General features: G+C 61.9%; 22 protein-coding genes. 16 read left to right on the top strand and 6 right to left on the bottom strand.

The genetic code is table 11. From position 1 onward, the window contains the following. Positions 1-16: 16 nt before the first annotated feature. The 3 genes from KVQ74_RS25660 to KVQ74_RS25670 are packed head-to-tail and all read left to right on the top strand — an operon-like array spanning position 17 to position 3256. On the top strand, positions 17-1084 hold the full coding sequence (locus KVQ74_RS25660) for a branched-chain amino acid ABC transporter permease (RefSeq protein ID WP_217834162.1): 1068 nt from the start codon (positions 17-19) through the stop codon (positions 1082-1084). A gap of 42 nt (positions 1085-1126) precedes the next feature. Then, positions 1127-2458: an ABC transporter substrate-binding protein gene (locus KVQ74_RS25665; protein ID WP_217834163.1), complete on the top strand. Its 1332-nt coding sequence runs from the start codon at positions 1127-1129 to the stop codon at positions 2456-2458. Between the two features lie 6 nt (positions 2459-2464). Further along, positions 2465-3256, top strand: a complete 792-nt coding sequence (locus KVQ74_RS25670; protein ID WP_217834164.1) for an ABC transporter ATP-binding protein — start codon at positions 2465-2467, stop codon at positions 3254-3256. Between the two features lie 70 nt (positions 3257-3326). Here KVQ74_RS25670 and KVQ74_RS25675 read toward each other — a convergent pair whose 3' ends face one another. From KVQ74_RS25675 to KVQ74_RS25690, 4 genes are read right to left on the bottom strand one after another with little or no spacing between them, the layout of a single operon-like run. Further along, positions 3327-3779, bottom strand: a complete 453-nt coding sequence (locus KVQ74_RS25675; protein WP_092296368.1) for a response regulator — start codon at positions 3777-3779, stop codon at positions 3327-3329. Then, positions 3776-6103 carry an ATP-binding protein gene (locus KVQ74_RS25680; protein ID WP_217834165.1) on the bottom strand — a complete coding sequence of 776 codons (2328 nt, stop codon included), beginning with the start codon at positions 6101-6103 and terminating at the stop codon, positions 3776-3778. Before KVQ74_RS25680 ends, KVQ74_RS25675 begins: the two co-directional genes overlap by 4 nt. Continuing rightward, positions 6100-6768, bottom strand: coding sequence for a response regulator (locus KVQ74_RS25685; RefSeq protein ID WP_217834166.1), 669 nt, complete (start codon positions 6766-6768; stop codon positions 6100-6102). The genes KVQ74_RS25680 and KVQ74_RS25685 overlap by 4 nt, the downstream gene beginning before the upstream one ends. Next, entirely contained in the window at positions 6765-7949 is a 1185-nt protein-coding gene (locus KVQ74_RS25690) for a sensor histidine kinase (RefSeq protein WP_217834167.1), read from the bottom strand. The genes KVQ74_RS25685 and KVQ74_RS25690 overlap by 4 nt, the downstream gene beginning before the upstream one ends. A gap of 172 nt (positions 7950-8121) precedes the next feature. On the opposite strand from KVQ74_RS25690, the gene KVQ74_RS25695 reads away from it, so the two are divergent. Then, positions 8122-8631 carry an SgcJ/EcaC family oxidoreductase gene (locus KVQ74_RS25695; protein WP_217834168.1) on the top strand — a complete coding sequence of 170 codons (510 nt, stop codon included), beginning with the start codon at positions 8122-8124 and terminating at the stop codon, positions 8629-8631. A 100-nt stretch (positions 8632-8731) separates the two neighbouring features. Here the strand turns inward: KVQ74_RS25695 and KVQ74_RS25700 are convergent, their stop codons facing one another. Both KVQ74_RS25700 and KVQ74_RS25705 read right to left on the bottom strand, forming a co-directional pair. Beyond that, positions 8732-9439 carry a cupin domain-containing protein gene (locus KVQ74_RS25700; protein WP_217834169.1) on the bottom strand — a complete coding sequence of 236 codons (708 nt, stop codon included), beginning with the start codon at positions 9437-9439 and terminating at the stop codon, positions 8732-8734. Positions 9440-9488: 49 nt separating this feature from the next. Then, positions 9489-10343, bottom strand: a complete 855-nt coding sequence (locus tag KVQ74_RS25705; protein ID WP_217834170.1) for a GNAT family N-acetyltransferase — start codon at positions 10341-10343, stop codon at positions 9489-9491. 672 nt (positions 10344-11015) lie between these two features. Here KVQ74_RS25705 and KVQ74_RS25710 point away from each other — a divergent pair. The 12 genes from KVQ74_RS25710 to KVQ74_RS25765 all read left to right on the top strand — a co-directional run bounded on the left by KVQ74_RS25710 (position 11016) and on the right by KVQ74_RS25765 (position 25189). Continuing rightward, positions 11016-11684, top strand: a complete 669-nt coding sequence (locus KVQ74_RS25710; RefSeq protein WP_217834171.1) for a haloacid dehalogenase type II — start codon at positions 11016-11018, stop codon at positions 11682-11684. A gap of 45 nt (positions 11685-11729) precedes the next feature. Continuing rightward, the gene (locus KVQ74_RS25715; RefSeq protein WP_217834172.1) at positions 11730-13004 is read left to right on the top strand and encodes an NAD(P)/FAD-dependent oxidoreductase; all 1275 of its coding nucleotides are present in this window, start codon (positions 11730-11732) and stop codon (positions 13002-13004) included. Between the two features lie 115 nt (positions 13005-13119). Further along, on the top strand, positions 13120-14757 hold the full coding sequence (locus KVQ74_RS25720; RefSeq protein ID WP_217834173.1) for an ABC transporter substrate-binding protein: 1638 nt from the start codon (positions 13120-13122) through the stop codon (positions 14755-14757). Positions 14758-14804: 47 nt separating this feature from the next. Then, complete coding sequence (locus tag KVQ74_RS25725; RefSeq protein ID WP_217834174.1) at positions 14805-15761, top strand: ABC transporter permease; 957 nt, start codon at positions 14805-14807, stop codon at positions 15759-15761. Continuing rightward, the gene (locus tag KVQ74_RS25730) at positions 15758-16633 is read left to right on the top strand and encodes an ABC transporter permease (protein ID WP_217834175.1); all 876 of its coding nucleotides are present in this window, start codon (positions 15758-15760) and stop codon (positions 16631-16633) included. Before KVQ74_RS25725 ends, KVQ74_RS25730 begins: the two co-directional genes overlap by 4 nt. Before the next feature lies 1 nt (position 16634). After that, the gene (locus KVQ74_RS25735; protein ID WP_217834176.1) at positions 16635-18476 is read left to right on the top strand and encodes an ABC transporter ATP-binding protein; all 1842 of its coding nucleotides are present in this window, start codon (positions 16635-16637) and stop codon (positions 18474-18476) included. Then, on the top strand, positions 18473-18781 hold the full coding sequence (locus KVQ74_RS25740; protein WP_217834177.1) for a (2Fe-2S)-binding protein: 309 nt from the start codon (positions 18473-18475) through the stop codon (positions 18779-18781). Before KVQ74_RS25735 ends, KVQ74_RS25740 begins: the two co-directional genes overlap by 4 nt. Then, complete coding sequence (locus KVQ74_RS25745; protein ID WP_217834178.1) at positions 18763-20139, top strand: FAD/NAD(P)-dependent oxidoreductase; 1377 nt, start codon at positions 18763-18765, stop codon at positions 20137-20139. The genes KVQ74_RS25740 and KVQ74_RS25745 overlap by 19 nt, the downstream gene beginning before the upstream one ends. Further along, on the top strand, positions 20136-21290 hold the full coding sequence (locus KVQ74_RS25750) for an NAD(P)/FAD-dependent oxidoreductase (protein WP_217834179.1): 1155 nt from the start codon (positions 20136-20138) through the stop codon (positions 21288-21290). The genes KVQ74_RS25745 and KVQ74_RS25750 overlap by 4 nt, the downstream gene beginning before the upstream one ends. Next, positions 21287-22444: an acetylornithine deacetylase gene (argE, locus tag KVQ74_RS25755; protein ID WP_217834180.1), complete on the top strand. Its 1158-nt coding sequence runs from the start codon at positions 21287-21289 to the stop codon at positions 22442-22444. The genes KVQ74_RS25750 and argE overlap by 4 nt, the downstream gene beginning before the upstream one ends. A 177-nt stretch (positions 22445-22621) precedes the next feature. Next, a complete protein-coding gene (locus tag KVQ74_RS25760; protein ID WP_217834181.1) occupies positions 22622-24079 on the top strand; it encodes an NAD-dependent succinate-semialdehyde dehydrogenase in 1458 nt (485 codons plus the stop codon). 27 nt (positions 24080-24106) lie between these two features. Then, positions 24107-25189, top strand: a complete 1083-nt coding sequence (locus KVQ74_RS25765) for a tartrate dehydrogenase (RefSeq protein ID WP_217834182.1) — start codon at positions 24107-24109, stop codon at positions 25187-25189. Positions 25190-25423: the final 234 nt, after the last annotated feature.

Genomic DNA, 25423 nt, shown 5'->3' on the forward strand with positions numbered 1-25423 from the left:
AACAAGGATCATTGCAATGCTTTATCAAGAAGCCGGACAACTCGCCAGGCGCTATGCAGCCGAGCGTCGAATCTTTCGTTTGCGCCAGGACCGGATCGGCTTGTTGCTGTTGTTGGTGTTTGCCTTCGTCGGCGTGCCTTGGCTGGGCAACGATTATTGGTTCAGTGCGATTCTGATTCCTTTCATGGTGCTTTCCCTGGCCGGTTTGGGCCTGAACCTGTTGACCGGTTTTGCCGGGCAGTTGTCACTGGGTTCGGCGGCGTTCATGGCCGTGGGCGCGTTCGCTGCCTACAACTTGCAGCTGCGGGTGGCGGGCATGCCGTTGCTGCTGAGCTTTGCCTTGGGCGGCGTCATAGCGGGGCTGGTTGCACTGGTCTTTGGCTTGCCGAGTTTGCGCATCAAGGGTTTCTACCTCCTGGTCTCGACCCTGGCTGCGCAGTTCGTGGTGGAGTGGGTACTGACCAGGTTCAGTTGGTTCACCAATGACAACGCCTCAGGAGTGATTACTTCGCCGCCACTGATTATCGCAGGGGTGGACTTCAGTTCGCCGCAAGGTCGCTATCTGCTGACCCTCGGACTCTTGGTGCTGTTGTTCTGGCTCGGCAAAAACCTGGTACGCAGCGAGTTGGGGCGCAACTGGATGGCGGTGCGCGACATGGACACCGCCGCTGCGGTGATCGGCATCCGCCTGCTCAAGGCCAAGTTGCTGGCTTTCGCCATCAGTGGCTTCTATCTGGGGATTGCCGGCTCATTGTGGGCCTTCGCTTATCTGGGCACCGTCGAACCCCACGGTTTCGATCTGAGCCGTTCGTTTCAAGTGCTGTTCATCATCATTATTGGCGGGCTGGGCAGTGTGCTGGGCAACTTTCTCGGCGCCGCCTTTATCGTCCTGTTCCCGATCCTGCTGGGCAATCTCAGTGCGCTGCTACCGGTTGGCGTGATCGATTCCGGACAGCTGGAAAACCTCCAGAAAGTGCTTTTTGGCGCTTTGATCATTGTCTTTCTGATCAAAGAGCCGGAAGGCCTGGCGCGGTTGTGGCAGCGCTTTCGGCTGCGGCTGCGCGTATGGCCTTTGCGTTACTGACTCATCCCTTTAAACACTTCGTAATCATCAAGGAGTTTGCCTATGAACCACCGAACTTCCCTGCGACGCGTGGCGCTTGCTCTGGCGTTGCTGGGTTCAGGCCTTGCGTCTGCCGTGCAGGCGGCCAACGAGCAATATTTCCCGTTGCAGAGTTATCGGGTCGGGCCTTATGCCGCCGGTGGGACCGGTTTCTTTGGTGGGTTCATCGATTACATGCAGTACGTCAATGCCAATGGCGGAGTCAACGGGGTCAAGCTGACCTGGTCGGAGTGCGAAACCGAGTACGTGGTAGAGAAGGGTGTCGAGTGCTACGAGCGTCTGAAGGGCGGATTGAATGGCGCCCCAGCCGCTGCCACCAATCCGCTTTCGGTCGGCATTGCCTATGCAACGCTGGAGCGTTCCACCGCCGACAAGCTGCCGCTGATCACCATCAATCACGGGCGCACCGACTCCACTGACGGCAGCGTGTTTCCGTATGTCTTTCCGTTGCAGCTCAACCCGTATTCCGAAGTGTCGGCCATCGTCAATTACATAGGTCAGCGTGACGGCGGCATTGCGACGCTCAAGGGCAAGAAGATCGCTGTGCTTTATCACGGCTCGCCTTACGGCAAGGAAACCAACAGCGTGCTGGAAACCCTGGCCAAAAACTACGGCTTCGAGTTGACGACGCTCGAGGTGCCGCATCCCGGCAACGAGCAGCAATCGCAGTGGCTGAATATCCGTCGCCTGAAACCGGACTGGGTGATTCTGCGCGGCTGGGGGGTGATGAATCCGGTGGCGCTCAAGTCGGCGCAAAAAGTCGGTTATCCGGTCGATCACATCATCGGCAATATCTGGAGCAACTCCGAAGAAGACGTGATCCCGGCCGGTGCTGCCGCCAAGGGGTTTATCTCGATCACCACGCACCCGTCGGGTACGGACTTTCCGGTGCTCAAAGGCATTCAGAAGGATGTTCCCGACAAAGGCCAGGGCAATCTTGCCGACGCCAAGCGTTTTGGCACCGTGTATTACAACCTCGGTGTAGTGAACGGCATTCTCAACGTCGAAGCGCTACGCATCGCCCAGGCAAAGTTTGGTGAAAAGCCGTTGACCGGTGAGCAGGTACGCTGGGGGTTCGAACATCTGGATCTGGACGACGCACGCCTGCAAGCGCTAGGCGCCAAGGGGTTGGTGCAGCCCTTGAAACTGTCGTGCGCCGATCATGAAGGTGGTGGTGCCGTGCGCTTCCAGCAATGGGATGGTCAGCGTTGGAATCTGATCAGCGACTGGGTGCAGGCCGATCGTGGCTTGTTGCGGCCGATAATTGAAGCATCGGCGGCGCAGTACGCCAAGGAAAAGGGCATCACGCCCCGCGATTGCAGCAAGGAGCAATAAGTATCCATGAGCCAGACCCCGCGCGAGCACTTGTCGACACCGGTGATATTGTCGGTAGAACAGGTCGAGGTATTTTACGAGCAAGTCATTCTCGCCCTGCGCGGTGTCAGCCTGCAGGTTGGCGAAGGCCAGTTCGTGGCGCTGCTGGGCGCCAACGGTGCAGGCAAGAGCACTACGCTCAAGGCCATTTCCAGCCTGATCCGCGCCGAACGGGGTGACGTCGTTGCCGGGCAGATTCATTATCTGAGGCAGTCGATCACCCGCGCCGATCCGGCGACACTGGTACGAGCCGGGCTGGCACAAGTGCTGGAGGGGCGACATTGTTTCAGTCACCTGAGCGTCGAGCAGAACCTGTTGATAGGCGCGTTCATCTCCAGGCCGTCTCGCGCCGAACTCAAAGTCAGACTGGAAAGGGTCTACGGCTACTTTCCCAGGCTGCGGTTACTGCGCAAGCGCCTGACCGGTTACACCTCGGGAGGCGAGCAACAGATGGTGGCCATCGGACGCGCGCTGATGTCCGCCCCGCGACTGTTATTGCTGGATGAACCGTCAATGGGCCTTGCGCCGCAGGTGGTCGAGGAAATTTTCGACATTCTGGCTCGACTCAATCGTGATGAACACTTGAGCCTGCTGGTCGCTGAGCAGAACATCAATCTGGCCCTGGACTACGCACATTTTGCCTATGTGCTGGAAAACGGCCAAGTCGTCGACTCTGGCCCGGTCGCTGAGCTCGCCGGGCGCGAGGAGATTCAGAACTATTACCTTGGGGCACTTGGCGTATCAGAGCGCATGCATTGATTGAACCGTGAACGTCCACAAGTCGGGCAACGGGTTTCGCAGGTTCCGGACATCACTCGGCTAGTGCCGCTTACTCCCGATGTCGACGCAGCAGTTCGATCTGTTCTGCCGGCACCTGTTGGCGCAAGGCTTTGTACAGGGCACGGGTTTCCAGCAGGTTCCAGATCCGCAGGAGGGTTTCCAGGGCATCCAGCGGTTTGCTGATGAAGTCACGTGCGCCCAGCGCCAGTGCGCGCAGGCGGGTGTCGCGCGTGGCGTCGGCGGTCAGCACCAGAATCGGCAGGTAATCGTTTGCCGGGATTCGTCGGTTGAGCTGTTCGAGTACCGCGAAACCGTCGAACTCGGGCATGTGCAGGTCGAGGATCACCAGGTCCGGTTCGAAGCTGTTGAACAGGTCGAGTGTTCGCAGTGGCTGAGTGCTGCTCAAGACGTTGTGCAGACCTTCGCGAGCCAGCAACTGCTCCATCAGATCGAGGTTGGGGCGCTGGTCATCGATGATCAGGATGCGCAAATCGTGGTTCATGCAGGCTCCGGTAAGTGCTGCTCAAGATGGGCGAGAAACGCCGGAATATGAATGGGTTTGGTCAGGATCGCTGTCGCACCGGCCCGGAGCAAATCGCGGTGGGTCAGAGCGTTGGCGTCGGCGGTGATCATCAGCACCGGGGTATCGGCGGTGGCAGGCGATTCACGCAGTCGGCGCAGCACATGCAGGCCATCCAGGTCCGGCAGGTTGGCGTCGAGCAGAATCAACTGTGGCCCATGTTGGCGCGCCAGATCCAGACCCATCTGGCCTTGCATGCTCGACAGCAGGCGAATCCCCGGACGGCGTTGCAGCAAGGTTTCGATCAGCGCCAGGCTCGACAGATTGTCTTCGATGCACAACACCTGAGCGCGATATTCCACGGGGTCAACGCGCGGCGGTTGCACGGGCTCCGGCAGCTGCGGCGCCGGAGGCGCATCGGTTGCCGCGACCTGCACAAAAGGCAATTGCAGGGTAAAGCAGCAGCCCTGGCCCGGTGTGCTGTGCACCCGCAGGCTGCCATCCATCATTTCCAGCAGATTCTTGCTCAGCGCCAGACCCAGGCCGGTGCCTTCCACACGCGGATCGGCGCCCAGACGCTCGAAGGGGCGGAACAACTGATCCAGGCGATCCAGTGGAATGCCCTGGCCGGTGTCACTGACGGCCACCTCAAGGCGGTTGTCGATGAGTTGCACCGAGATTCGCACCTGCCCCTGAGGCCGGTTGTATTTGATGGCGTTGGACAACAGATTGAGCAATACCTGAATCAACCGCTGGCGGTCGGCAACCACTCCGCAGTGTTCGTTCAGCGTGGGCAGGGCGGCCAAATGGATGCCGGCGTCGTTGGCCATCGGCGAAACCAGGGTCAGGACTTCTTGCAGGATCGCCCCCAACGCAATCGGTTCGACGTTCAGCGGCTGGTGCCCGGCTTCGATGCGGGCGATATCCAGCACCTCATTGATGAGGGTCAACAGGTGCCGGCCGGCGCGCAGGATATGGCCGACCTGTGGGCTCTGGCCGTTGGGTGAGTCCATTTCCAGCAACTGGGCAAAACCGAGGATGGAGTTGAGCGGAGTACGCAGTTCGTGGCTCATGCGCGAGAGGAATTCGCTTTTGGCGCGGCTGGCGCTTTCGGCTTCTTCGCGGGCGGTGCGCAGGGCAATTTCCGCGACGCGCCGGTCAGTGATGTCGCGAGTGATTTTGGAGAAACCACGCAGCGCGCCGCTGGCATCGTATTGTGCGGTGATCACCACGCTGGCCCAGAAGCGGCTGCCGTCCTTGCGGCAGCGCCAGGCTTCTTCCATGTAATGACCGTTGCGGGTGGCTTCGCGCAGGGCCATGTCCGGGTGCGCCGGGCATTCTTCCGGCAGGTAGAACAGCGAGAAGTGACGGCCGATGATTTCCTGCTCTCTGTAGCCCTTGATGCGCTCGGCGCCGGCGTTCCAACTGGTCACCCGGCCCGTGGTGTCGAGCGCGAAAATCCCGTAGTCCTTGACCCCGTCGATGATCAGTCGCAGGCGTTCCTCATTGTCGCGCAAGGCCCGCTCGCGTTCGGCCAGCAATTGCCCGGCTTCTACCAGCCGGGTGCCCAACTGACCGATTTCATCTTTCTCAGGCGCCTGGGGGCGCAACGGTTGACCGAGCGCCAGGCGCTGGGCATTGCGCTGAACCTGCTGCACCCGGGCGACGATCCCCTTGGACAGGAACAGCACCGCGACGATCGCCCCGAACAGGCCGCAGACCGCCGCCAGCAGCGTGGCCATCAACAGACGCATGCGCGTGGCAGAGGCCGCAGCGCTGCGCTCGGCCAGCAAGCCGTCTTCACGGATGCGCATGGCGCTGATCTGCTCGCGCAATACATCCAGCACCTGCTTGTTTTCGATCAGGATCGCCGTGATGTTTGCCCGGTCACCGGGCTGACTGTTGCGCAGGGCGACCAGCCCGTCCAGCTTGTCGGCGATCAGCGGGGTGATGGTCAGCAGGTGCTCGCGCATTTGTGTGTCGCGGATATTTTTGTCCAGCCGCAGCAGTGCGTCCTGGATCAGCGGACGAGCCTGTTCGTAGCCGGGCAGAAAGTCCTCGCGCCGGGTCAGCAGGTAGCCACGCACGCTGGCCGCCGCTTCGGCGAGCAGGGTGTGTACGGTCTGGATGTCACCCTGTACCAGCAGCACCCGACGCACGTCTTCCTCGGCGCGGGCGGTCTGGCGTTCGGTGATGTAGATCAGCACCAACGACAACAGGAGAATCACCAGCGGCAGGGAAATCACCACCAACGCCTTGCCCCGCAGCGGCAGATCGACCCAATGCCGAATGACCGCAAACCTCATGACCACTCTCCCGCCGGTTGCGCGACCAACCCCAAAGCGATGCCGCGAACGGCGGCCTGGGTGCGGTCCGCCGCACCGAATTTGCCGATCACCCGTTCGACATGGACCTTGGCAGTACCGGTGGTGATGCCGAGCTTTTCACCGATCTCCCGGTTACTGAAACCACCGGCCACCAGCCCCAGTACCTGGCGCTCCCGAGCGGTCAGGGCAGTGACCGGGGCGCCTGCGCCAGTGTTGCGCTCGGCGATCCGTCGCAGCAGACGCGCGCTGACGGCACTGTTCAGCGCTTCTTCGCCTCGGGCAACCCGTTGCAGGGCGTCGACCACCTCGGCGCGGCTGGCATCCTTGAGCAGGTAGCCGACGGCACCGGCGGCAATGGCCGCCTCCAGGTGGTCGGGACTGTCGTCCATGGTGAAGATCACCACCTTGATTGCCGGTTGCCGTTGCCGCAGCAAGCGTGCGGCGCCGAGGCCATTAAGCAGCGGCATGCGGATGTCGAGGATTGCAATGTCAGGTTGCAGGCGCTCGCACAGGTCGAGCGCTTCCTGGCCGTCACGGGCCTGACCCACGACCTCGAACTCCGGATGACCGGCCAGCAGCGCGACAAAACCGGTACGCGTGACTTCATGATCGTCCGCAAGGACCAGACGCAGGACAGGGTTCATCGGGTTTCCTCGGCAGTGGGCAGGGGTACGCGGGCATGCAGGCGGGTGCCACCTTCAGGGACGTTGTGCCAGGACAACTCGCCCCCCAGCAGACTGGCGCGCTCCTGCATCGCCGCCAGCCCCAGATGATGGTTGTCACCACCGGGCAATGGAGTATCCGGCGCGAAGCCACGGCCATTGTCCTGCAGGGATAACGAGGCCTGGCCGTCTGTCAGTTGCAGGCTCAGCAGGGCGCGGCTGGCGTGAGCGTGCTTGAGCATGTTGTTGATACCTTCCTGGGCGATGCGGAACAGGGCGATTTCGCAGGCTCCCGGCAGGCGTGCGCTGGACTGCTGCTGCCAGAACACCTCGATGCCGGCGTCGCGCAGGCGATCAGCTTCCTTGTCGATCGCCTTGAACAGGCCAAAGTCATCCAGCACGCCGGGCCGCAGGCCGCCGATCAACTGCCGACCTTCACCCACGCACGCCTGGGCGAGGTTGAGGATGGCCTGCAATTCGCTTTGCAGAGGCTGCGGCAGCGTCGGGCAGCGTCCGGCAAAACCCTGCAGGCGCTGATGCAGACCGGCCTGAGTCTGTGCCAGACCGTCGTGCAGGTCATACGCCACACGCTTGCGTTCATCCTCCTGAGCCGTGAACAAACGGTGTACCAGCTCCGACATGGTGCGCTCCCGGGCCTGCAGGGCTTCGAGCAGGCGATGGTTTTCCAGGTGGGCTGCCAGCAGGGTCGCCAGCAGTTGCAGGGACTCCATGTCTTCGCGGTCGGGGCCGGTCAGGGCCACGCTGTTGGTCAACAGCAGAACGCCGAACGGTTGTCCGTCCGCCCCCGGCAAAGGAATGCTCAACACCTGAGGCAAGGAAGCGTCTGTCTGCGGCAACCACTCAGGGTGCAGGGTCGAAACCCGGGCGAGACCATAAAGCGCAGCCAGGCGTTCGCTATTGCCATGTTCCGCCGTGGCTCGCGGGGCTTGGGTTGCGCTCCATTCCAGCAGTACCCCTTGGTCCATTGCCATAAAGGCGCAGGCTCGCTGCAAGGCGCGCTGGCGCATGGCCGAGGGGCGCAGCTGGGTGAGCTCCTGGCCGGTATCCACCAGCAGCCGCAAGCGTGCCGCGCGGCTTTGCGACTGACGATAGTGGCTGCGAATGGCCAGGGCACTGCCGGGATCATGGGGTGGGGTGGACATGGATGATGCTCCGGCGTTGAGAGCGAACGCTCATGAGAGAAGGCGTATTAGACCCGGTTGAGGGGGAGGGGCCTATCTGCCGATCAGCATAGGCCGATGGCGCCGGTTGGCCGATGGTGACGGTGAGCCGAGTGGGCAAAGTGTACGCATTGAAACCCACCGGAGCACTCTGATGAAAATGAAAAACAGCGCCATCGTCTTGTTGTTTGCCCTGGCTGCTCCCCTGGCCCATGCCCTGGATGCCAGTCCTTATGTGTATCGCACCGTCGCCGAGCAGCCGCAAAGCAAGAGCGATCAGGAGATCGCCAGTCTGTTCGACCACTGGAATGCGGCCCTGAAAACCGGAAACGCGAAAACCGTGACCGCGCTCTACGCCCCCGATGCGATGCTCCTGCCGACCGTGTCCAATCAGGTACGTACTTCGCCGGCGGAGATCCAGGACTACTTCGAGCACTTTCTCGCGGGCAAGCCCGTGGGCCAGATCAACTTGCGGGAAATCCATCGCCTGGGCCCGGATGCCGCCATGGACAGCGGCGTGTACACCTTCACGCTGCACGACGCCAACGGCGCCACCCGCAAGGTGCAGGCGCGCTACACGTTCGTCTATGAGCGTATCAATGGCGAGTGGAAGATCCTCGACCACCACTCTTCGGCCATGCCTGAGGCGCAGGCGAGCCTGTAAGTCAGCGGTCGTTCAAAGCCGCTTGCGCGAAAACGCCGGGACGGGTGCCCGGCGTTTTCGTATTCAGTTGTCTGCTGAACGATGCATGAGGCTAGCGTTACTACTTAACGGCATACACCTTGCGCACATACCGCGTGCTCTTCCATGCACACGGCGCACCTTGCGGGACGAATACACTGTCACCGGCGTTGATCGTTACACTCGATCCATCAGCTGCCTGCAACGTCACACTGCCTTCGATCAAATACATCAGTTCGTTGAGTTTGTGCGCTCGGCCATGTCGCTCGTAAGGTGTCGAGTCCCAGATGCCGACGCGCAGATCGGTCGCGGCATCTTCAAAGGCGTTGCGTGAGCGGCATTGCGGCGTCGGGCCAATCAGTATCTGCGGTTCCGGAGCGGCCGAGGGCGACAGCAGGGCCAGTGGATCAAGCAACGTCAGACCGGGGGTTGGCGCTTGCGTGGCGACGGCGCAAAACGCCCATTGCGTGCCGGCCTGTGCCTCGATCCGCACGGCGGTGCCGCGACCGATAACGACGCTGTCACCGATGCTCAGCTCCAGCGTCTGGTTCGCGGTTTTGAGGGTCAGATGCCCGGTGTGAACCACGATCACTTCGCTGTGGGGAAAGTTCTCGATATCAACGATTTCAGCAGTATCGACGATACCGCCAGACACGCCGTCAGTCCCTGACCAGGCGACTCTGCGACCGTCAGCGAATGGATCAGCGGCATTCAATGGCTGTTGTTTGAAAGGCGTGGCGACGCGGCTTCCGTCGGCGCGAGCCAACAGCAGAATGGCAGGTTGGGACATGCGGGTGACACTCCAGTTGAATGAGGGCAGATCGGAAGATTCCAAACGCTCAGCCGATGGCTTGAGTGACCACCGCAAACTGCTCAACACCATCGGTTGCTTGCGGCGGTGTGCCTTTGGCCATCTGCGCCACGGTGTCGACTTTTTTCAGTCCGGCCGTTTCCAGCCAGTCGCCCAGACCACAATCGGCCGGGATATCAATGCGCACAAAGGCGTCCGGCACTGTCGCCAGTAATACGGCAATCAGATGCCTGGCTTGCTCGACGTTTTCCGCAATCACCGGGCCGATGCAACGACCGCGACCGAACGGACGCAGCAGGGCGAAGGCCCGTAGTTGGCCCTCACGCACAATCCCCACCGAGTGTTCTACCACCGGGAGCAGATCGCTGAGCACGGCCTGCCGATTCAGTCCGCTGCCGGCGTTGGCCAGTTCCAGCAGGCGTGGTTGATCTGTCTCGTGCAGCGGCCGGCATTCTTCGCCATCGGCCAGCGGCCCGGGTGCAGCGGCCAGTGCTTGGCCCTGACGCTGCTCGATGCGGCCAAACTCGACAAAGCCCTGGCTGCTGTAAAGCGGTGCGCCGGCCAGGGTCGCGTTGAGGATCGGGGTACTCGATTCGCAAGCATCAAGCGCTTGCTCCATGAGTTTGCGGCCGATGCCCTTGCCCTGATAGTCGTCGCTGACGATCACCAGGCCAATGGTGCTGAAATCCCCCTGAGGGCAGGTGAACGCCGTTCCGATCAGGCGCTCGCCATCAAACACCACCACGCCTTTGCTGACGCGTTGCAGCATGGCGTAATCCTCCAGCCGGTGAGGCCACTTCAATTGCACGGCCAGCGCGTGGGCCAGCGGCAGGTCGTTGGCGATCATCGGGCGATAGACGTAAGCAGGGAGCGGGGCGGACATGGCGAGTCTCCGATAGACAATGTGCGCGGGTGGCCGGTTGTCCGGCGTATTGATGCCTGTATCCCACCTGGACAAAGCCCTGACAAGAGGCTGGCGAAACTTCGGCAGATTTAGTGAAAGGGAGGTCACAAGACCATACTTACTACCAAATTACACCCTGGACCCGGCAGCAAATGCTTGGCGTTTTTTTCGTCCCGAAGACCTGGTTCGATGCGTCGTCGGGCCTGTCCGAAAGTACGCGCATTAATGAAGGCTTGATGGGCAAAGCGGGTCTGTGCGTTCGCCTCGTATAACGCGATTTGATCGATAGCTGCAAGCCGCCACAACAGATTCGACTGCGGCCAAACGGGCGCGTCTGCACGCCAGCGCCCGTTTTCATTCGGCCCGGCGCAGTTTCTGCGGTCAACCGCGACACAGACCGGGTGTACAGCGCTATAAATGCCCATCAGGGCGCATAAATGCAGGGTTTGCCCAAGTCTGGAGCGGGCCGCAAAGTCTGCTGAGGCAGGTGGCCAAAACGGTGATTTGTATCGAACGGAGGTCGCTTTTAACGCCATCTGCTGAATTCACGGTGTTGTAATGACGGTGTGCTGCAGCGTTGCATCACTGCTTCGCCAACGAAGCCAAATGCTCGTCGCGCCATGACCTCAACGAACTTCAGGAACGCATTCAATGAGCTTTCTTCGCCCCAAATTCATTACGTTCGATTGCTACGGTACGCTGACCAATTTCCACATGGGCACGATGACCCGCGAACTCTTCGCTGATCGCGTTCCGGCGGAGCAGATGGATCAGTTCGTCAAGGATTTCTCGGCCTATCGTCTGGATCAGGTCATGGGCGACTGGATGCCGTATGACGAAATCCTCAAGACCGCCCTGGCGCGGACCTGCAAGCGCTGGGGTATCGAGTACCGCGAGGAAGGCCAGCTGTATTACGACGCCGTGCCGACCTGGGGACCACACCCGGATGTACCGGCCGGTCTGTCGAAAATCGCTGACAAGATTCCTCTGGTGATTTTCTCCAACGCCAGCAACAGCCAGATCATGTCCAACGTCGACAAGCTGGGCGCACCATTTCACAAGGTCTTCACCGCTGAACAGGCTCAAGCCTACAAGCCGCGTCTGGCCGCGTTCGAGTACATGCTCGACAACCTCAACTGCGGCCCGGAAGACATCTTGCATGTGTCCTCCAGCTTCCGTTACGACCTGATGCCCGCCCACGACATGAAGATCAAGAACAAGGCGTTCGTCGCTCGCGGCCACGAAGTCCCGGGCAATGCCTTCTACAGCTACCACCAGATCCCGGACATCGGTGGTCTGGCTGGGCTGGTCGGTCTGTAACGGCACCCTTAATTGGCAAGGCTTACTGGCAAAGGCGGATTGAACATGGGCAGTGAATCCTACTGGCTCGACAGCGCACCGGCGTTCACCGGCGCACAACTGGGCGGGTTGCCCGGGCAAGTCGATGTGGCCATCGTCGGTGGTGGTTTCACCGGGTTGGCAGCGGCCCGGGCGCTGGTCTTGAAGGGCGCCAGTGTGGTGGTGCTGGAAGCCGGGCGGGTGATCGGCGAGGCTTCCGGACGCAATGGCGGGCAGTGCAACACCGGGGTGGCCCAGGACTACGCCAGCCTCAGCGCCAGTCTCGGTGCCGACAGGGCGCGGGCCTATTACCAGGCCTACGAAAGTGCGGTGCAGAGCGTCGTGTCGCTGGTGGAGAAGGAACAGATCGCCTGCGACCTGCTGCGCAACGGCAAGCTGAAGCTGGCCGCCAAGCCCATGCACTACGAAGGCCTGGCCCGCACGTGCGAACTGATTCGCAAGGAAGTCGATGCCGACGTCGAGTTGCTGTCAGCCGAACAGACCCGCGCCGAAGTCAATTCGGCGCAATTCCACGGAGGCTTGCTGCAGCGCAATGGCGTGCAGATGCACGTCGGGCGTTTTGGTGTCGGTCTGGCTGAAGCGGCGGTGCGTCACGGTGCGCTGATCCACCAAGGCACCTCGGTACTGGGTTGGAAAGCCCAGGCCGGCGGCTATCAGGTCAACACCAGCAAGGGTTCGCTGCACGCCGGGCAAGTCTTGCTGGCGACCGGCGCCTGTCAGCACGGTGGCTTGGGCTGGTATCGGCGGCGGATTGTGCCGGTGGGCAGTTTCGTGATTGCCACGCAGGTGCTGCCACGTTCGCTGATTGACCAGTTGCTGCCGGGCCGGCGCGCCTATGTCACCAGCCGGATGATCGGTAACTACTTCCGCCTGACGCCGGACAACCGCTTGTTGTTCGGCGGCCGCGCGCGGTTCGCCATGTCCGACAGTGTCAATGACGCCAAGAGCGGCAAAGTGCTGCAGGCGGCGATGATCCAGATGTTCCCGCAACTGGCGCACGTCAAGATCGATTATTGCTGGGGCGGCCTGGTGGACATGACGTCCGACCGGTTACCTCGGGCCGGCCAGCATGGCGGCGTATATCACTCCATGGGCTACAGCGGCCACGGGGTGCAGATGTCGGTCCACATGGGGCAGGTCATGGCTGACGTGATGGCCGGCAACGTCGAGGCCAACCCCTGGCGCGAACTCGACTGGCCGGCGATCCCGGGGCATTTCGGCAAACCGTGGTTCCTGCCGTTCGTGGGCGCGTATTACCGCTTCCAGGACTATTTGCATTGAGTTCAGGACTGCTTGCATTGAGTTGCTGTTGTGGCTTCACCGTCGTTTGCGTTTCCAGGACGTTCCGGTCAACCGGAACACTTGAGCCTTCTTAACTTCGACAGGTACCACTGATATGACTGACAACAAGAACGACTCACCGCTGATTTCCGGCGAAGAAAGCCTGCGGGTGTTCGAAGGCCTCAATCGCGGCATGTCACGCCGTCACGCTCTGCAAATGCTCGGCGTGGCCGGGGTCGCGGCTGCCGGCGCCGGCAGCCTGTTCGGTGCTGCCGGCAAGCTGTTTGCCGACGAAGCCGCCGCCTCGGGCAAGGGCAAGCCGGGCGGTCGGATTCGCGTCGCCGGTATGTCCAGCTCTACCGCCGACACACTCGACCCGGCCAAAGGCGCGCTGTCTACGGACTATGTGCGTCACTACATGTTCTACAACGGCTTGACCCGCTTTGACTCGCATCTGGTGCCGCAACTGGAGCTGGCCGAGCGCATCGATAACGTCGACGCAACGCTGTGGACCATCACCCTGCGCAAGGACGTGACGTTTCACAACGGCAAGACCCTCAGCGCCGCCGATGTGGTGTTCTCGTTGTCGCGGCACAAGGATCCACTGACCGGTTCCAAGGTCATGCCGTTGATGGAGCAGTTTGCCGAGATCAAGGCCACCGGCACCAACGAAGTACAGATTCGCCTGAGTGCGCCGAACGCCGAGCTGCCGTCGATCCTGGCGGTATCGCACCTGCTGATCGTTCCCGAAGGCACCACCGACTTCAACCAGGGCATCGGCACCGGGCCGTTCAAGGTCAAGGAGTTCAAACCGGGCGTGCGCTCGATTGCCGCGCGCAACACCGGTTACTGGAAACCGGGCCTGCCGTATCTGGACGAGATCGAGTTCATCGCGATTGCCGACGAACCGTCGCGAGTCAACGCGCTGCTGTCCGGCGACGTACACATGATCAACGAGGTCAACCCGCGCTCCACCAGCCGGATCAAGGCCAGCGCCAAGCATCGGGTCGTCGATGCGCCGTCGGGCAACTACACTGACTTGATCATCCGCCAGGATCAGATGCCGGGCAAAAGCGCCGAATTCACCCAGGCCATGAAGTACCTGCTGGATCGCGAGCAAGTGAAGTCCGCCGTATTCCGTGGCTTCGCCGTGGTTGGCAACGACCATCCGATTGCGCCCGGTTCGCGTTACTACAACGCCGACCTGCCGCAAACCGTCTACGACCCGGAAAAAGCCAGGTTCCTGCTCAAGAAAGCGGGCATGGAAAACATCAGCATGCCGCTGGTCGCCTCGCCAGCCGCCACCGGTTCGGTGGACATCGCCGTGCTGTTGCAGCAATCGGCCAAGCAGGCCGGGCTCAAGCTCGACGTCAATCGTTTGCCGAGTGACGGCTACTGGTCCAACCACTGGATGAAGCACCCGCTGAGCTTCGGCAACATCAACCCCCGACCGAATGCCGACGTGATGTTCTCGCAGTTCTTCCAGTCGAAGGCGCCATGGAACGAATCCGGCTGGCAGAACGACCAGTTCGACCAGTTGCTGATGCTGGCGCGCGGCGAAACCGACGATGCCAAACGCAGCAAGATGTACGCGGACATGCAGACTCTGGTGCATGACCACAGCGGTATCGGCGTGCCGGTGTTCATCAGCAACATCGACGGCGTCGACCAGCGAATCAAAGGCTACGGCAGTAACCCGCTGGGTGGCTTCATGGGCTACATGTTCGCCGAGCAGGTCTGGCTGGACGCTTGAAAAAAGCCGTCGAGATGAACGGCAGGCATGGTGCAGGAGGGTAGGCGATGAATAGCAACACACTGTGGTTGATCGGTCGGCGCCTGGGGGCCGCGATCGTGACTTTGTTGATCGTGTCGATGGTCGTGTTTGCGATCACGGCGGTGCTGCCGGGTGACGCGGCGCAACAATCCCTCGGGCAGTTCGCCACACCGGAACAAGTGGCTGCACTGCGTTTGAAACTGGGGCTCGATCAGCCTGGTGTGGTGCGTTACCTGCATTGGTTGATGAACCTGCTCAGTGGCGACATGGGCCAGTCGGTGTCCAACGCCATGCCGGTCGGCGAATTGATGGCCGGGCGCGTGCCCAACACCCTGATGCTGGCGGCCGCCACGGCGCTGGTATCGGTGCCGGTGGCGCTGCTGCTGGGGATCGGCTCGGCGATGGGCCGGGGCGGGCGTGTCGACAGTTTCCTGAGCTTTGTCACCCTGGCGATGGTCGCCGTTCCGGAGTTTCTGGTGGCAACCCTGGCCGTGCTGATCTTTGCGGTGAACCTGGGCTGGTTGTCGGCACTGTCCTACGCCAGCGACATCACGTCACCCTGGCAATTCATGCGCACCTACGCTTTGCCGGTGATGACCCTGTGTTGCGTGATCGTCGCGCAAATGGCGCGCATGACCCGGGCGGCGGTGATCGATCAACTCGACAGTCCTTATGTGGAAATGGCCCGGCTCAAAGGTGTCAGCCCGATGCGTATCGTGCTGCGTCATGCCTTGCCCAACGCCATCGGACCGATTGCCAACGCGATTGCCCTGAGCCTCTCGTATTTGCTCGGCGGGGTGGTGATCGTCGAGACAATTTTCAACTATCCCGGCATCGCCAGCCTGATGGTCGATGCCGTGACCAACCGTGACATGGCGCTGGTCCAGGCCTGCACCATGCTGTTTTGTACGGCGTACCTGGGGTTGGTGCTGATTGCCGACCTGTGCGCGATTCTGTCCAATCCGAGGCTGAGAAACCAATGAACAATCTCATTGTGAAATCGACGCCTGCGACGCCCGACCTGTCGGCTGGCAAGGTGTCTCATGGCCCGGCATGGCTGGGTCTGATCGGGGCTGCAATGTGCGTTATCTGGCTGCTGGTGGCGATGTTCGGCCCGTGGCTGGCCCCCCATCCGGTGGGAGAAGTGGTTTCCGACAATGTCTTTGACAGCATCAGTGCCGTGTACCCGTTCGGCACCGATTACCTGGGACGCGACATGCTCAGCCGGATTCTCGTCGGCGCCCGTTTCACCGTCGGCCTGGCGTTGATCGCGGCGGTGTTGGCCAGTGGCCTGGGCACCAGTTGTGCGCTGTTGTCGGTGGTCTCGCCGAAATGGCTGGACGAGGTGATCAGTCGTTTGATGGATGCGTTTATCTCGATCCCGAGCAAGATGCTGGCGTTGATCATGGTTTCGGCTTTCGGCTCTTCGGTGACCTTGTTGATCTGCACCGCCGTGCTCAGTTTCAGCCCCGGCGCGTTCCGCATTGCCCGCAGCATGGCGGTGAATATCGAAGCGCTGGAGTACGTGCAAGTTGCCCGGACCCGAGGCGAACGCCGGTTGTACATCGCCTGCGTGGAAATCCTGCCCAACATGCTCAACCCGGTGCTGACTGACCTGGGGCTGCGCTTTGGCTTCATCGTACTGTTGCTCAGCGGCATGAGTTTCCTTGGCCTTGGTGTGCAGCCACCGGATGCCGACCTCGGTTCGCTGGTGCGGGAAAATATTGGCGGCCTGAACCAGGGCGCGCCGGCCATCGTGATTCCGGCGCTGGCCATCGGCACCCTGACCATCGGTGTGAATCTGTTTATCGACAGACTGTCGTCCCGACGTAGTCGCCGTACGGGAGGCCATTGAAATGAGTGAGTTGATTCGAGTTGAAGACCTGCGAGTCGTCGCCTGCGGCGAGCGCGGCGAAACGGAAATCGTCAAAGGCGTGAGCTTTGCCCTGGAAAAGGGCGAAGTGCTGGCATTGATCGGTGAATCCGGCTCCGGCAAGACCACCATCGCCCTCGCGCTGTTGGGGTATGCCCGGCGGGGCTGCCGGTTGTCCGGCGGTGTGGTGCAGGTCGGCGAACACAACATGCTGGCGCTGAGCGAACAGCAATTGCAGAGCTTGCGCGGCAATCGGGTGTCGTACATCGCGCAGAGCGCTGCGGCCGCGTTCAACCCGGCGAAGAAACTGATCGACCAAGTGGTGGAAGGCGCGTTGATTCATGGCCTGGGCACCCGCGTCGCGCTTGAGGCCAAGGCTATCGAACTGTTCCGCGATCTGGCGCTGCCGGATCCGGATCACATCGGTCAGCGTTACCCGCACCAGGTTTCCGGCGGGCAGTTGCAGCGGGTGATGGCGGCGATGGCGCTGATCAGCGATCCGTTGCTGGTCGTCCTCGACGAGCCGACCACGGCCCTCGACGTGACCACTCAGATCGACGTGCTGCGAGCCTTCAAACGGGTGGTTCGCGAGCGTGGCGCGACAGCGGTGTATGTCTCCCATGACCTGGCGGTGGTTGCGCAGATGGCCGACCAGATCGTCGTGCTCAACGGTGGTCAGATCTTCGAACAGAGCGCCACGGCGCCGCTGCTCAAGGGCCCGAGCCACGAGTACACCCGCAGCCTGCTGGCCGCTGCGCGACCGGACACGACAATCCGCCCGCCCTGCGGCATTGCCGAAGAAACCCCGCTGCTGACCATTCAAGGTCTGACCGCCGGATACGGCAACAAGAACACCCAGGGCATGCCGGCGATCCGCGTGCTGGAAGACATCGACCTGACCGTGCGTCGGGGCCAGGCCATCGGGGTGATCGGTGAGTCGGGTTCGGGCAAGTCGACCCTGGCACGCGTGGTCGCGGGGTTGCTGACCCCGGCCCTGGGTGGTCTGACCTTTGACGGTCAGCCGCTGGGCGGCAGTCTCTGCGAGCGGACCGACGAGCAGTTTCGTCGCATCCAGATGGTGTTTCAGAACGCCGACACCGCGCTCAATCCGATGCACAGCATCAGCACCATTCTCAGCCGTCCGTTGAAGATGTACTTCGGCCTGAAAGGCGCGGCGTTGCGCGAGCGGATCGGCGAGTTGCTGGATCTGGTGCGTTTGCCGCGAAGCCTGGCCGAGCGTCGCCCGAGCGAATTGTCCGGTGGGCAAAAACAACGGGTCAACCTCGCCCGGGCACTGGCGGCCAAACCCGATCTGATCCTCTGCGACGAGGTGACCTCGGCGCTGGATACCGTGGTCGGTGCGGCGATCCTCGAACTGCTGCGCGACCTGCGTCAGCAACTGGGGGTTTCCTATCTGTTCATCAGTCATGACATCTCCACCGTGCGCGCCCTGTGCGATGACATTGTGGTGATGTACAGCGGCCACAAGATTCAGGCCGGCAGCCGACAGTCGTTTGCCCAGGCACCGTTCCACCCGTACACCGATCTGTTGATTCATTCGGTGCCTGAGCTGCGCCAGGGCTGGCTGGAGAACTGCGGCACCACCTGCGGTGAACTGCCGCCGATCGGCCCCAAGGCCAATGTGGCAGAACTTTGCACCTTTCTCGGTCGTTGCCCGGTGCGGGTCGATGGCCTGTGCAACCGCACCGCGCCGAGTCGGCGAGTGATCGATGGCGGCAGTGAAATCCTCTGCCACCACGACAGCGCCGAATTGCGTAAAACCCAGCAGGATTTGATCACTTTGAATCAGGGAGCCTATGCATGAGCGGGCGATTTGTGAGATTGGCCGAGCAGGGCCGGGCCACCGTCAGTCTGACGGTGGACGGCGTCCCCATCGAGGCGCTCAAGGGCGATACGCTGATGGTGGCATTGCTGACCCAGGGCAACGCCTTGCGCCAGTCTGAGTTCGATTCCGGTCGGCGCGCCGGCTTCTGCCTGATGGGCGCCTGCCAGGACTGCTGGGTCTGGACCCGTAGCGGTGAGCGCCTGCGTGCGTGCTCCAACGAAGTCCGCGAAGGACTGGATATCGTCACCACACAACCGGAGGCGAAATGGCCACTGCACGGATAGTGATCGTCGGCGCCGGGCCGGCCGGTATTCGCTGTGCCGAAACACTGGTGAAGGCGGGTTTCAAACCCATCCTGATCGATGAAAACCGTCGCGATGGCGGGCAGATCTACCGACGCCAGCCTGAAGGCTTTACTCGTGACTACAGCACGCTGTATGGCAGCGAGGCCGCCAAGGCGCGGGATCTGCACGACAGCTTCGACCGCTTGCGTGAACGCATCGACTACCGCCCGGATACGCTGGTGTGGAACCTGATCCCCAAACAACTGTGCTGCGTCAGTCAGGGCAAACACTCGACGGTGGATTACGACGCGCTGATCCTCTGCACCGGCGCCACTGACCGCTTGATGCCGATCGAGGGCTGGCAGTTGGCGGGCACCTACAGCCTTGGCGGGGCGCAGATTGCGCTCAAGTCTCAGGCCGTGTCGATCGGTCATCGCGTGGTGTTCATGGGCAGCGGCCCGTTGCTGTATCTGGTCGCCAGCCAGTACCTGAAGGCCGGTGCCAATGTGGCGGCGGTACTCGACACTTCACCGCTGAGCAAACGCATCGTCGCCTTGCCGAAAATGCTCGCGCGCCCCGGTGTGCTGTTGACCGGGATGAAGCTGTTGGCGCAGTTGTATCAGGCGAAGATCCCGGTGCATCTGGGGATCAAGCCCGAGCAAGTGCTGGGGGACGCGGCCAGCGGTGTCAACGGTGTGCGCGTGCGCACGGCCAAGGGCGAAACGCTGACCGTGGATTGCGACGCCGTGGCGCTCGGTTATCACTTGCGTCCGGAAACCCAGTTGGCGGATCTGGCCGGTTGCCGCATGCGTTTTGACGAAGCGTCCGGCCAGTGGTGGCTGGCGGTGGATGAAGAGGGCCGCACCTCGGTCAGTGGTGTATATGCCGCCGGGGATGGTGCGAAGATTCGTGGCGCGGACGCCGCCGAACACGCCGGACGGCTGGTGGCGATGGCGTTGCTGGAAGACCAACAAAAACCGCTGGACGCGGGCCTGCGCGACGAGCAGCGCAAGGCGCTGGCGGTGATGGATCAGTTTCGCCTTGGTCTGGCCCAGGCCTTTCCATGGCCGGCCGAACAAGCCAGGGCCTTGCCTGATACTGCGATCGTCTGCCGCTGCGAAATGATCAGCGCCGGTGAACTGCGCCGCACCGTCAGTGAAAAGGGCGCCTGCGAAGTCAATCGGGCCAAGGCGTTCAGCCGGGTCGGCATGGGCCGTTGTCAGGGCCGTTATTGCTCCCAGGCAGGGGCTGAAGTCATCGCGGCAGCCGCCGGTGTCAGCGTGCAACAGGTTGGCCGCCAACGCGGTCAGGCACCGGTTAAACCGCTATCGATGCTCACCGAGGAGGTCTCGCCATGACGGCACAAAAAGCCGATGTACTGATTGTCGGTGGCGGCCTGATGGGCTCGGCGGCAGCGTTTTTCCTGCGCCGTCGCGGGAAGTCGGTGATCCTGCTGGAGCGCGACCAGATCGGTCAGTACGCCAGCGGCGTGAACTTCGGCAACGTTCGCCGCCAGGGTCGCTACCTGGGGCAACTGGAGTTGGCCAATCGCTCCTTTGCGCTGTGGAAGCGGCTGCCGGAGTTGATCGACGATGACCTGGAATTCATCGCCAGCGGCCACATGCGCGTGTGTTATCGCGAAGACGAAATTGCCGAACTCGAGGCCTACGCCGCCGCGCCCGAAGCGGCGCAACTGGACCTGAAAATCTATCGCGGTGCCGAATTGCATCAGCGCTTTCCGTTCCTCGGGCCGGACGTGAAGGGTGGCTCCTACGCGCCCCACGACGGTCACGCCAACCCGCGTCTGGCGGCGCCGGCATTTGCCCGAGCGGCCCGGCGCCTTGGCGCCCGCATCGAAGAACAGACCGAAGTGGCCGAGGTGCAGAAGGTCGGCGGCGAGTTCAGCGTGAGCACCACCGACGGTCGCCAGTTCAGCGCGGCTCAATTGCTGATTACCGCCGGAGCCTGGGGGCAGAAACTGTCCGGGCAGTTTGGCGAACCGGTGCCGCTGGACACCAACGGCCCGCAGATGGCCGTAACTGAACCGGTGCCTTACGCCTTGCCGACGGTGATTGGCGTGTACACCAAGATTCCGGAGGAGGTGATTTATTTCCGCCAAATTCCGCGCGGCAACATCGTCATCGGCGGCGGTTATCGCAGCAAACCGGACATGCTCAACCGTCGGGCCTATGTCGAGCCGCGCAGCATCCTCAACCAGATCAGCCAGATGCGCCGCCTGCTGCCGGGTGTCGGCAACCTGAACATCATTCGGGTCTGGAGCGGCATCGAGGGCTATCTGCCGGACTCCTTGCCGGTGATGGGGCCAAGCGGCACCGTCGATGGTTTGTTTTATGCCTTCGGCTTCTGTGGTCATGGCTTCCAGCTCGGCCCCGGTGTCGGCGATGTCATGGCTGAGCTGATCAGCACCGGCAACACCAGCACCTCGATCGAGCCATTTTCGATTCGCCGGTTCGCCCCCTTCGCCGAGCAACGGAGCAAAGCTTCATGAAACCCCGTGTATTGGAGATTCTCAAACGGCTGATGGCTTTCGACACCGTCTCTTCGGAGTCGAACATGGCCCTGATCGAATACGTGCGTGACCTGTTGCTGACCCAAGGCATCGAGTCGCTGATCGTCAAGGACGAAACCGGCAAGAAGGCCAACCTGTTCGCCAGCACCGGGCCGAAAGCGTTGCCGGGAGTCTTGCTCTCGGGGCATACCGACGTGGTGCCGGCGGCGGGGCAGGCGTGGACCTTTCCGGCGTTCCAGGCCACCGTGCAGGACGGCCGGATTTACGGACGAGGCAGTTGCGACATGAAGGGCTTCATCGCCCTGGCCATCGACGCGATGCTCGATGCCGCCGGGCATTCCCTGAGTCGTCCGCTGCAACTGGCGTTGTCCCATGACGAGGAAATTGGCTGCGTTGGCGTGCGGCGTTTGCTGGACGTGTTGCACCTGGCGCCAGTCCGGCCGTTCCTGTGCATGATCGGTGAGCCGACCAACATGCAGTTCGTGCTCGGGCACAAGGGCAAGGGCTCGTACCGGACCTATTGCCGGGGGCTGGAGGCGCATTCTTCGCTGGCGCCACATTCGGTGAATGCGATCCATGTGGCCTGTGATTTCATCGCGGCGTTGCGTGAGAGCCAGCGACAACTGCAAGAGCAGGGTGCCCGGGATGCCGATTACGACGTGCCTTACACCACCGTACATGTTGGCCAGATCGGCGGCGGTCGTGCGCTGAACATCGTGCCGAACCTGTGTACCGTGGATTTCGAAGTGCGCAATCTGCCGGCGGATAATCTGGAGCAGATCCTGGCGCAGATGCAGGAGCGCGCCGAAGTGATCGCGCGTGAAGCGAAAAAGCTCTCCAGTGTGGCAGCCATCGAGATCGAAACCGTCAACGTCTACCCCGGTCTCGATACTCATCCGAGTGTCGAAGCGGTGCGTTTCCTGAAAAACTTTGCGGCACCGGATACCGGCACGGCCAAGGTTTCGTTCGGCACCGAAGGCGGGTTGTTCAATCATCGTCTGGATGTGCCGGTGGTGGTCTGCGGCCCGGGCTCGATCGAGCAGGCGCACAAGCCGGACGAGTTTATCGAGATCAGTCAGATGGAGGCGGGCGAGCGGTTTCTTGAGGGCTTGCTTGGGTCTCTCAAACACTGAGGAACCCGCTCCTCGCAGCGCAGGCCCTGCCCACTGAAATTGGCGTTTGGCGCATAGATATGAATCTGCCGTTCCACCGCCAATTTCAGCATCCGACACTGTCCGCAAAGCGCTTTCAGCATCCTCATCCGTAGCGTCTCCCTAGACTGAAACCCTGTCTCGGATCAGGACTCGACCATGCTCAAGAATCGTTTGAAAGACCCCAGCCTTCTGGCAGAACTCGCCTATGTGAACGGACAGTGGATCGCCGCTGATGACGGCGCGACGCTGGAGGTCATCGACCCGGCCAGCGGTCAGTCGCTCGCCCGCGTACCGGCGATGCAGGGCGGCGAAACCCGGCGCGCCATCGAGGCGGCGCAGAAAGCCTGGCCGGCCTGGCGGGCGCGACCGGCCGCCGAACGTGCGACGCTACTGGAGCGCTGGTATCAGGCGATGATCGACAACCTCGACGATCTGGCGCTGATCATGACCTGCGAACAGGGTAAGCCGCTCAACGAGGCCAAGGGTGAAATCCGCTACGGTGCAGGTTTCGTCAAATGGTTCGCCGAAGAAGCGCGGCGGGTCTACGGCGAAACCATGCCGGCCCCCAGCAACGACCGCCGATTGTTGACCCTCAAGCAACCGGTGGGCGTCTGTGCGGCGATCACGCCATGGAATTTCCCGAACGCGATGATCACTCGCAAGTGCGCACCGGCCCTGGCGGCAGGTTGCCCGATCATCGTCAAACCTTCGGACCTGACACCGCTGTCGGCGCTTGCGCTGGCGGTGCTGGCCGAGCGTGTCGGGATTCCGGCCGGGGTGTTCAATGTACTGACCGGGATGCCGGCAGGCATAGGTGAAGAACTGACCGGCAACGCTACGGTGCGCAAGATTTCCTTTACGGGCTCCACCGCCGTGGGCCGTCTGTTGATGCGCCAGAGCGCCGAACACATCAAGCGTTTGAGCCTGGAGCTGGGCGGCAACGCGCCATTCATCGTCTTCGATGATGCGGACCTTGAGCAGGCCGTGACCGGCATCATGCTCAGCAAGTTTCGCAACGCCGGGCAGACCTGCGTGTGTGCCAACCGGATCCTGGTGCAGGACGGCATTTACGAGCGCTTCGCTCAACGTCTGGTCGAGGAAGTCGGCAAGCTCAAGGTCGGCGATGGCCTGGAAACAGACGTGACCATCGGTCCGTTGATCAACAAAGCGGCGGTGAGCAAAGTCGCCCGGCACATCGACGATGCCCTGAGCCAGGGCGCGCGACTGCTGTGCGGTGGCATACCCGATGGCGACAGCCAGTTTGTACAACCCACGGTGCTCGGCGAGGCCCACGCCGGCATGCTTCTGGCCAACGAGGAAACCTTTGGCCCCGTGGCGCCTTTGATGCGCTTCACCGACGAAGCCGAAGCCCTCGCATTGGCCAACGCCACGCCTTTCGGTCTGGGTGCCTACTATTTCACTCAGGATCTACGCCGTTCGTGGCGCTTCGGCGAGGCGCTGGAGTTCGGCATGGTCGGCCTCAACACCGGGATCATTTCCATGGAGGTCGCGCCGTTCGGCGGCATCAAGCAATCGGGCCTGGGCCGTGAGGGCAGCAAGTACGGCCTGGATGAGTACCTTGAAGTCAAAGCCTTCCACATCGGCGGGTTGTAATTTCACAGACACGGGGAGCCACAACTGATGAGCAAGGTATTCAAGATCGCCGCGATTGCCGGCGATGGCATTGGCAAGGAAGTCTTGCCGGAAGGGCTGCGGGTGCTGGAGCAGGCCGCGAAGAAATGGCAGCTGGATCTGAGCATCGAAGTGCTCGACTGGGCGCACTGCGATTACTATCTGGAGCACGGGCAGATGATGCCCGACGACTGGTTCGAACAGCTCAAGGGTTTCGACGCCATCTACTTCGGCGCCGTGGGTTGGCCGGACAAAGTGCCGGATCATATTTCCCTGTGGGGCTCACTGCTCAAGTTCCGTCGTGACTTCGACCAGTACGTGAACATCCGTCCGGTACGGCTGTTCCCCGGCGTGCCGTGCCCGTTGGCCGGACGCGAGCCGGGCGACATCGATTTTGTGGTGATCCGCGAGAACACCGAAGGCGAGTATTCCTCGGTCGGTGGCAAGATGTTCGAAGGCACCGAGCACGAGTTCGTGTTGCAGGAATCCGTGTTCACCCGGCGTGGTGTCGACCGCATTCTCAAGTTCGCCTTCGATCTGGCCCAGACTCGTCCACGCAAGCGCCTGACGGCCGCGACCAAGTCCAACGGGATTTCCATCAGCATGCCCTATTGGGACGAGCGCACCGCGTTGATGGCAGCCCAGTACCCGGAGATCACCTGGGACAAGCAGCACATCGACATTTTGTGCGCGCGCTTCGTGCTGCAACCGGATCGGTTTGATGTGGTGGTGGCGTCGAATCTGTTCGGCGACATCCTTTCCGACCTCGGCCCGGCCTGTGCCGGGACCATTGGCATCGCGCCGTCGGCCAACCTTGATCCGCAGCGGCGGTTTCCGTCGTTGTTCGAGCCGGTGCATGGGTCGGCGCCAGATATCTATGGGAAGAACATTGCCAACCCGATTGCGATGATCTGGTCGGGGGCGTTGATGCTCGATTTTCTCGGGGATGGCGATGAGCGCTATCGCGCGGCGCATGACGGGATTTTGCGGGCGATCGAGCGGGTGATTGCCGAGGGGCCGATTACGCCGGATTTGGGGGGGAGGGGGTCTACTCAGGATGTTGGCAGGGCGATTGCCGATTCTCTGAGTTAGCGGTTTGTGTTGGGGCTGGGACCTTGGCGGCCTCTGGGCCGACCAGGCTCTTGGTTGGTTTGGGTGTATATCCGTTGCTTCGGGTGTTGCGGCTGGCGGTTTCGCTTTTACAGCGACTCCCTTTGGCAAACGCCCCAAAGGAAGCAAAGGTCTAGGCCCCGGCGTACGGCCCCTCGCTAAGGCTCGGCGTTCCTTCGTTCCGGGATTCATCCGGGGGCATCGCCTACGGTTTGC

This window comes from Pseudomonas botevensis, assembly GCF_019145475.1.
Classification (GTDB): domain Bacteria; phylum Pseudomonadota; class Gammaproteobacteria; order Pseudomonadales; family Pseudomonadaceae; genus Aquipseudomonas; species Aquipseudomonas botevensis.

Excerpts from the sequence above, each read along its gene's own strand:
- KVQ74_RS25660 (WP_217834162.1), top strand. The coding sequence starts at position 17 with ATGCTTTATCAAGAAGCCGGACAACTCGCCAGGCGCTATGCAGCCGAG.
- KVQ74_RS25665 (WP_217834163.1), top strand. The coding sequence starts at position 1,127 with ATGAACCACCGAACTTCCCTGCGACGCGTGGCGCTTGCTCTGGCGTTG.
- KVQ74_RS25670 (WP_217834164.1), top strand. The coding sequence starts at position 2,465 with ATGAGCCAGACCCCGCGCGAGCACTTGTCGACACCGGTGATATTGTCG.
- KVQ74_RS25675 (WP_092296368.1), bottom strand. The coding sequence starts at position 3,779 with ATGAACCACGATTTGCGCATCCTGATCATCGATGACCAGCGCCCCAAC.
- KVQ74_RS25680 (WP_217834165.1), bottom strand. The coding sequence starts at position 6,103 with ATGAGGTTTGCGGTCATTCGGCATTGGGTCGATCTGCCGCTGCGGGGC.
- KVQ74_RS25685 (WP_217834166.1), bottom strand. The coding sequence starts at position 6,768 with ATGAACCCTGTCCTGCGTCTGGTCCTTGCGGACGATCATGAAGTCACG.
- KVQ74_RS25690 (WP_217834167.1), bottom strand. The coding sequence starts at position 7,949 with ATGTCCACCCCACCCCATGATCCCGGCAGTGCCCTGGCCATTCGCAGC.
- KVQ74_RS25695 (WP_217834168.1), top strand. The coding sequence starts at position 8,122 with ATGAAAATGAAAAACAGCGCCATCGTCTTGTTGTTTGCCCTGGCTGCT.
- KVQ74_RS25700 (WP_217834169.1), bottom strand. The coding sequence starts at position 9,439 with ATGTCCCAACCTGCCATTCTGCTGTTGGCTCGCGCCGACGGAAGCCGC.
- KVQ74_RS25705 (WP_217834170.1), bottom strand. The coding sequence starts at position 10,343 with ATGTCCGCCCCGCTCCCTGCTTACGTCTATCGCCCGATGATCGCCAAC.
- KVQ74_RS25710 (WP_217834171.1), top strand. The coding sequence starts at position 11,016 with ATGAGCTTTCTTCGCCCCAAATTCATTACGTTCGATTGCTACGGTACG.
- KVQ74_RS25715 (WP_217834172.1), top strand. The coding sequence starts at position 11,730 with ATGGGCAGTGAATCCTACTGGCTCGACAGCGCACCGGCGTTCACCGGC.
- KVQ74_RS25720 (WP_217834173.1), top strand. The coding sequence starts at position 13,120 with ATGACTGACAACAAGAACGACTCACCGCTGATTTCCGGCGAAGAAAGC.
- KVQ74_RS25725 (WP_217834174.1), top strand. The coding sequence starts at position 14,805 with ATGAATAGCAACACACTGTGGTTGATCGGTCGGCGCCTGGGGGCCGCG.
- KVQ74_RS25730 (WP_217834175.1), top strand. The coding sequence starts at position 15,758 with ATGAACAATCTCATTGTGAAATCGACGCCTGCGACGCCCGACCTGTCG.
- KVQ74_RS25735 (WP_217834176.1), top strand. The coding sequence starts at position 16,635 with ATGAGTGAGTTGATTCGAGTTGAAGACCTGCGAGTCGTCGCCTGCGGC.
- KVQ74_RS25740 (WP_217834177.1), top strand. The coding sequence starts at position 18,473 with ATGAGCGGGCGATTTGTGAGATTGGCCGAGCAGGGCCGGGCCACCGTC.
- KVQ74_RS25745 (WP_217834178.1), top strand. The coding sequence starts at position 18,763 with ATGGCCACTGCACGGATAGTGATCGTCGGCGCCGGGCCGGCCGGTATT.
- KVQ74_RS25750 (WP_217834179.1), top strand. The coding sequence starts at position 20,136 with ATGACGGCACAAAAAGCCGATGTACTGATTGTCGGTGGCGGCCTGATG.
- argE (WP_217834180.1), top strand. The coding sequence starts at position 21,287 with ATGAAACCCCGTGTATTGGAGATTCTCAAACGGCTGATGGCTTTCGAC.
- KVQ74_RS25760 (WP_217834181.1), top strand. The coding sequence starts at position 22,622 with ATGCTCAAGAATCGTTTGAAAGACCCCAGCCTTCTGGCAGAACTCGCC.
- KVQ74_RS25765 (WP_217834182.1), top strand. The coding sequence starts at position 24,107 with ATGAGCAAGGTATTCAAGATCGCCGCGATTGCCGGCGATGGCATTGGC.